3 protein-coding genes are annotated in these 6469 nt (G+C 39.0%); 1 reads left to right on the top strand and 2 read right to left on the bottom strand.

The features are described from left to right. Window positions 1–288: 288 nt before the first annotated feature. Entirely contained in the window at window positions 289–2874 is a 2586-nt protein-coding gene (gene mprF / locus FD50_RS01145) for a bifunctional lysylphosphatidylglycerol flippase/synthetase MprF (protein WP_056959675.1), read from the top strand. Window positions 2875–3083: 209 nt separating this feature from the next. Here mprF and nrdF read toward each other — a convergent pair whose 3' ends face one another. Beyond that, window positions 3084–4040, bottom strand: a complete 957-nt coding sequence (gene nrdF / locus FD50_RS01140) for a class 1b ribonucleoside-diphosphate reductase subunit beta (protein ID WP_056959673.1) — start codon at window positions 4038–4040, stop codon at window positions 3084–3086. 21 nt (window positions 4041–4061) lie between these two features. After that, entirely contained in the window at window positions 4062–6233 is a 2172-nt protein-coding gene (nrdE, locus tag FD50_RS01135; protein WP_056959671.1) for a class 1b ribonucleoside-diphosphate reductase subunit alpha, read from the bottom strand. Window positions 6234–6469: the final 236 nt, after the last annotated feature.

Genomic DNA, 6469 nt, shown 5'->3' with positions numbered 1-6469 from the left:
TGTTCGTAATTTCGAGTTAGCACTCAAATTTTCCCGACTTATGTCACACTCTCCTTTTGTTTTAAACTTAAACGCAATATAATTGGATTTTTTTACTCTTTTTGGTAAGGGACAGGTAGCTTGAAAAACGAGTGACGCTGCAACTTGGGGAGCGTTTGCGAAAAGTGAAATTGAGGCTGCTTGAATTGGGGGCTTAGAGGGCTTATTATAATCAACGATTACACATTTAAAGAGCAATTACTGGTTATGGTGTAAGCTAAGAGATGAATGTTTTTAAGGCGGGGTTTTATGAAGGATAAATTAAAAAGTTTGGCAATGTTTGTTGATAGGAAGATAGCAGCAATTAAGTTTTTGTTTGTACTTTCGGTTTTAATTTTTATTTTCTTTGAATTGGGCAGAATTTTCAAAGGGATGTCTTGGGAAAATATTAAAGGCAGCATTGCAGGACAATCACCTGCGGCAATGCTGTTGCTGGCAGTTTTAGGATTTGTGGCAGTTATTCCCATGTTGACATATGATTTTGTAGTGGTTTCTTTTCTGCCTGCAAAGTATTCACGTAAATACATTTTACGCAGCGGCTGGATTACGAACACTTTTACTAATATAGCTGGATTTGGTGGCTTTTTAGGGGCCACTTTACGTGCGAATTTCTATAATCGTTCTTCGACCAAAAAGCAGGTCGTCTTTGCAATTTCAAAAGTAGCGCTGTTTCTATTATCAGGGCTCTCAGTGTGTTGTTTATTTGCCTTGATTGCATTATTTGGCTTTGGGGTTGGGGATCAATTTGAACAATACAGCATCTGGCTTTTTGGTGGAGCACTTTATTTTCCGGCATTGCTTTTACTTACCCATTTTAGGGACTCCGCTTTTTTCAAAGATCTTTCCTTCAAAAAAGAGATTATTCTAGTGCTTGGTTCAACACTGGAGTGGGGAGCAGCTGCGGGCTTCTTCCTTTTAGTAGGGGCAATGATGGGCCTTTCAGTCGATTATACGGCTGTTTTTATCCTATATGTGATTGCTTCGATTATCGGGGTAATTTCGATGGTTCCTGGGGGATTAGGTTCATTCGATGTTTTCATGTTAATCGGTTTGACTAATCTGGGTATCCTAGATGAAACTGGTGTGGTGTGGCTCCTGTTTTTCCGTATTTTCTACTACATATTGCCCTTTATTGTAGGAATTGTGCTTTTTATTCATGATACAGGACGTAAAATTAATACATTTCTTGATGGAATTCCAGAGGCAATTTTGCGTAAAACAGCTCACGGAATTTTGACACTTTTCCTATATGCTTCTGGGATTGTAATGCTGCTAGAATCAACGGTTCCTAATTTTGCGTTTGGCAATTCATTGATTGTGAAGTTGTATCCCTATACTTTCTTTTTTCTGAATCAGATTTCCAGTGTAGTTTTTGCTTTTTTGTTAATTGGGGTCGCACGTGGAATCGAGTCTAAGGTTAAACGTGCATATTGGTTAACGTTGATTGTGTTGGCAATCGGGATAGTAAACACTTTGTGGCGTAGTTTTTCACCGGGAATGGTCGTTTTCTTGTTTGTTATTATGATGATTGTTTTTCTTTCGCGTAAAGAATTATATCGAAATCATTTTGCTTATTCTTTTGGCAAGGCATGCTTTGACAGTGTGCTTTTTGTAGGCAGCTTTGTTTTGTATTCAATTGTTGGGGCTGTTAATTCTCCACAATATACAATTCATCATGCAGTCCCGGATGCACTTTTCTTTCCTTCTGAACGGGTCTGGTTGTCGGGTTTCTTAGGACTAGTTTTTGCAGCTCTCATTGTTTTGTTGATATATCGCTATCTTTCTTTAGGAGACTCTTTTGAAGATAAAAGTTTTCCAGAAAAAAGAGTACGTGCGGTCCTTGAAAAGTACGCAGGAAATGAGACCAGCCACTTAGCATTTTTAAGAGATAAACGGATTTTCTTTTTTCAGCATGAAGGTGAAGATAAGCTGTTTTTTATGTACAGAAAAAAGGCCGATAAACTAATCATTATGGGGGAACCAGTCGGAGATCGTAGCTTTTTGCGAATTGCAATTGCTAACTTAATGCAAAAGGCGGACTGTGCTGGATACCAGCTAGTTTTTTATGAAATTAATAGTGCAATGACATTAACGTTGCATGATCTTGGCTTTGACTTTATCAAAACGGGCGAAGAAGGATACGTTAAACTCTCAGACTTCACCTTAAGTGGTAAAAAACAACGTGCTCAAAGAGCATTAATGAACAAATTTGAACGCCAAGGATATCGATTTGCGCTTATCAAGCCGCCTTTTGCACACGAAGAGATTCAGGAGTTGAAAAAGATTTCTGATAGTTGGTTGGATTCACAGGAAGAAAAGGGCTTTTCGTTAGGCTTCTTTGATGAATATTACCTGAACCAAGCACCAATTGCAGTTATTCGTGACGCCCAAGGGCAGGTAGTTGCCTTTGCTTCTTTGATGCCTTCAGGCAGTAAAAAGATTCTCTCGATTGATTTAATGCGGCATCTTAAAGAAGCACCGTCAGGGATCATGGATAAAATTTTCATCAGCTTATTTGAGTATGGCAAGGAAAATGGATATGAATACTTTAATATGGGAATGGCGCCACTTTCAAATGTGGGTCGCTCGGAGTATAGCTTTATTGAAGAACGAGCGGCACATTTAATCTATGAGTATGGATATCATTTTTATGGTTTTCAGGGCTTACGTTCATATAAGAATAAGTATGTAACTAAGTGGCATTCAAAATATACTGCTTATCGCAAACGTAATTCTGTGTTAATTACGATGCTCCAACTAGCAAGTGTAGTTAATCAGCATGCTGCCACAGGACAGTCTAAACGTGCTTTGATGATTGCTCATTTCTTTAAGTAGAGAGGGTAAAGCCCTGCCTGTTAGCGCTAAATTATAATAGTACGTGTTCTTTACAATTCAGAGATAAAGGGTTTGACTTATGGAACACGTTTATCCCGAATATAAAGAGGGGCTGTGACAAAATTTAACTTTTGTCACAGCCCCTTAATTTTAGACTGACTGTAAAAGACAACGCTGTTACCTAAATGCACATGTAGTACGTTATATAGTTATTTGATATTGTAGTCTTCGTCTGACATTGCTTCAACATCGCCTAATAAATAGCCATTGCCTACCTGGGAGAAAAAGTCGTGATTAGAAGTAGTAGTCGAGATGCCATTCATAACGACAGGGTCGACATCATCTGCTGTGTCTGGGAAAAGCGGGTCTAATCCTAGATTCATCAACGCTTTGTTGGCGTTATAACGGAGGAAGGTTAAGACTTTATCTGCCCAGCCGACTTCATCATAGAGATAATGAGTATACTTTTCTTCATTAGCATAAAGATCATAGAGCAGGTCATAGATCCACGCAGAAAGCTTGTCTTGTTCTTCTTGATTTAATTCACGAAAGCCAAGTTGGAATTTGTATCCGATATAGGTCCCATGAACGGATTCGTCTCGTAAGATCAACTTAATGATCTCAGCGACATTAGCCAGCTTGTTATGCCCTAACCAATATAAAGGAGTGTAAAAACCAGAATAAAATAAGAAGGTCTCAAGGAAAACCGAAGCGACTTTTTTCTCTAAAGGTGTTCCCGTACGATAAATTCCATCAATTTTTTGAGCTTTGTATTGCAGATATTTATTTGTGTGGGTCCATTCGAAGATTTCTTCAATTTCCTTGGGTGTATTCAAAGTGGAAAAGATTGAAGAGTAGCTTTTGGCATGGACAGATTCCATAAATTGAATGTTATTCAAGACAGCACGTTCATGCTGAGTTCGAATATCCTTCATTAAAGAGTCCATTCCATCTTCGGATTGGACGGTATCTAACAGTGTCAAACCGCCAAAGACACGTTCAACTACTTTTTTATGCTCTGGTGCAAATTTACGCCAATCAGCGAGATCATTTGAAAGTGGGATTCTAGTATCGAGCCAAAATTGTTCAGTTAATTTTTCCCAAGTTGCTTTATCGATTTGATCTTCCAGTTTGTTCCAGTTGATTGCTTGATAATAATCTTTCATTTGTCTGGGTCTCCTTAGTTATTAAATAACACAGCTTTCGCATTCATTTGCGCCGACTTCATTTTGATCATCAGTAAATGTACGGACATAATAAAGTGATTTGATTCCCTTTGCATGCGCATAGTTCCGCAAAATTGATAAGTCGCGGGTCGTCATTTTATCTGTATGACCTGCTTTCCAGTCATATAACCCTGCAGGAATCGTTGAACGCATAAAGAGTGTTAAACTCATGCCTTGATCCACGTGCTGTTGTGCTGCAGCGTAGGTGTCAATTACTTTTCGCATATCTGTGTCATACGCGGAAGTATAGTAAGGGAGCGTTTCGTTTGAAAGATAAGGAGCTGGATAATAAATTTTACCGATTTTACGTTCCTGACGTTCCTCAATGCGATTAATGATTGGGTGCAGACTCGCAGTTGTGTCATTGATATACGAAATGGAGCCATTCGGTGCCACAGCGAGCCGATTTTGATGATATAGACCATCTTTTTGCACGGCTGCCTTCAAATCTGCCCAATCCCGCTGGGTAGGAATAAAAATCCCAGCAAAAAGTTGTTTAACCTTATCGCTTTGAGGCTGGAAGGTTTGCGTCGTATATTTGTTGAAATAAGTACCATCAGCGTACTTGCTCTTTTCAAAGCCTGCAAAAGTTGTTTGACGTTCAACTGCGATTTGATTTGAGGCCTTTAAAGTCCAGTAATTTAAGAGCATAAAGTAAATGTTAGTAAAGTCAATTGCTTCTTTTGAACCATAATGAATTTTGTTCTTGGCTAAGAAAGCATGTAGTCCCATTGCACCAAGCCCAATCGTATGGCCTAATTTGTTTCCTTTTTGGATAGAAGGAACAACATCAATGTCTGAATGATCGGTAACATAGGTTAGAGCGCGTACCATGGCTGCTACTGAAGCCCCAAAATCAGGGGATGCCATCAAATTAACAATGTTAGTAGAACCCAAATTGCAACTGATGTCAGTACCCAATTTATCAAAGCCTTGAGTATTATTGACAATTGAAGGTTGTTGGACCTGTAGGATTTCTGTACACAAGTTACTCATAATAATTTTGCCGGAAATTGGATTCTCCTGATTAGCAGTGTCAATATTAAGAATATAAGGATATCCTGATTCTTGCTGCAACTTGCTGATTTCAGCTTCGAGCTCGCGTGCTCTAATCTTCTTTTTAGGAATTCTGGGGTTCGCGACAAGTTTATCATATTCTGCAGTGATATCAACGTAGGAAAAAGGCACCCCGTATTCGCGCTCTACACCCCATGGATCGAAGAGATACATTTCTTCATTTTGACGGGCTAATTCATAAAATTTGTCAGGAACCACTAACCCGAGTGACAAAGTTTTGACACGAATTTTTTCATCTGCGTTTTCTTTTTTAGCTGATAAGAAAGCAACAACATCAGGATGGAAAATATTGAGGTATGCCACACCAGCACCTTGACGTTGACCTAATTGATTAGAGTAAGAGAAACTATCTTCTAACAATTTCATAACGGGTACGACTCCAGAAGCTGCTCCTTGAATGTTCTTAATTGGTGCTCCAGCACCACGCAAATTGCTGAGGGAAATGCCAACTCCGCCGCCAATTCTGGACAGTTGCAAAGCGGAGTTAATTCCTCTGCCGATCGAGTTCATATCATCAGTAACTTGGATTAAGAAGCATGAAACCAGTTCTCCACGGCGTTTACGTCCAGCATTGAGGAAAGACGGAGTAGCAGGTTGGTAACGCTGATGAATAATTTCATCGGCAAGTGCAAGCGCTAATTTTTCATCACCGTCTGCAAAGAAAAGAGCATTGGCAGCAACTCGATCGATGAAGCTTTCAAGATAGAAGTCGTTATCATTGGTGCGTAACGCATACTGTGCGTAAAATTTATAGGCAGCCATAAAAGTCTTGAATTTAAAATGTGCGTCTTCCAAAAATTTGTAAAGTTTTTCAATAAAATGAAAATCAAACTTTTCGATAAACTCACGTTCAAGATAATCGTTTTCGATTAAGTAATTAAAACGTTCTTTGAGAGAAGGAAAAGTTTTAAGATTAGGTTTAACGTTTTCTGCTAGGAACGCTGCCAGTGCTTCTTTGTCTTTGTTGAGCGGAATTTGTCCGTTTACAGGAAGATTGATCTCGTTATTTAGGTCATAATAGGTTACTTTGTTACTGTCTATATCTTTAAGTGTCAATTTCTGTCACCACTTTCTAAGTTGTAAAGAACTTAATGAATGAGCTCTTGTGCTGCTGTGCTAAGCTGCTTAATAAGATTGAAAGAAGATTTTCGGCTTTCGGGGCAAACAAAAAGAGCTCAGCGAGTTTTTTGATCGCCGTCGACTACGCTGAGCAAACTTAAACTGGGCTTTAAATGCTAAGAAAATCAAGGCTTCAAGCTGAGGTTATGCGAAAAAGACAGCCTTTTTTCAAA

This window comes from Liquorilactobacillus satsumensis DSM 16230 = JCM 12392 (assembly GCF_001435195.1).
Lineage (GTDB): Bacteria > Bacillota > Bacilli > Lactobacillales > Lactobacillaceae > Liquorilactobacillus > Liquorilactobacillus satsumensis.
This window is presented reverse-complemented; position numbering and strand designations above follow the sequence as displayed.

What these genes read in the sequence shown, in the direction of transcription:
- nrdF (WP_056959673.1), bottom strand. Translation starts at nt 4,040, where the DNA reads ATGAAAGATTATTATCAAGCAATCAACTGGAACAAACTGGAAGATCAA.
- mprF (WP_056959675.1), top strand. Translation starts at nt 289, where the DNA reads ATGAAGGATAAATTAAAAAGTTTGGCAATGTTTGTTGATAGGAAGATA.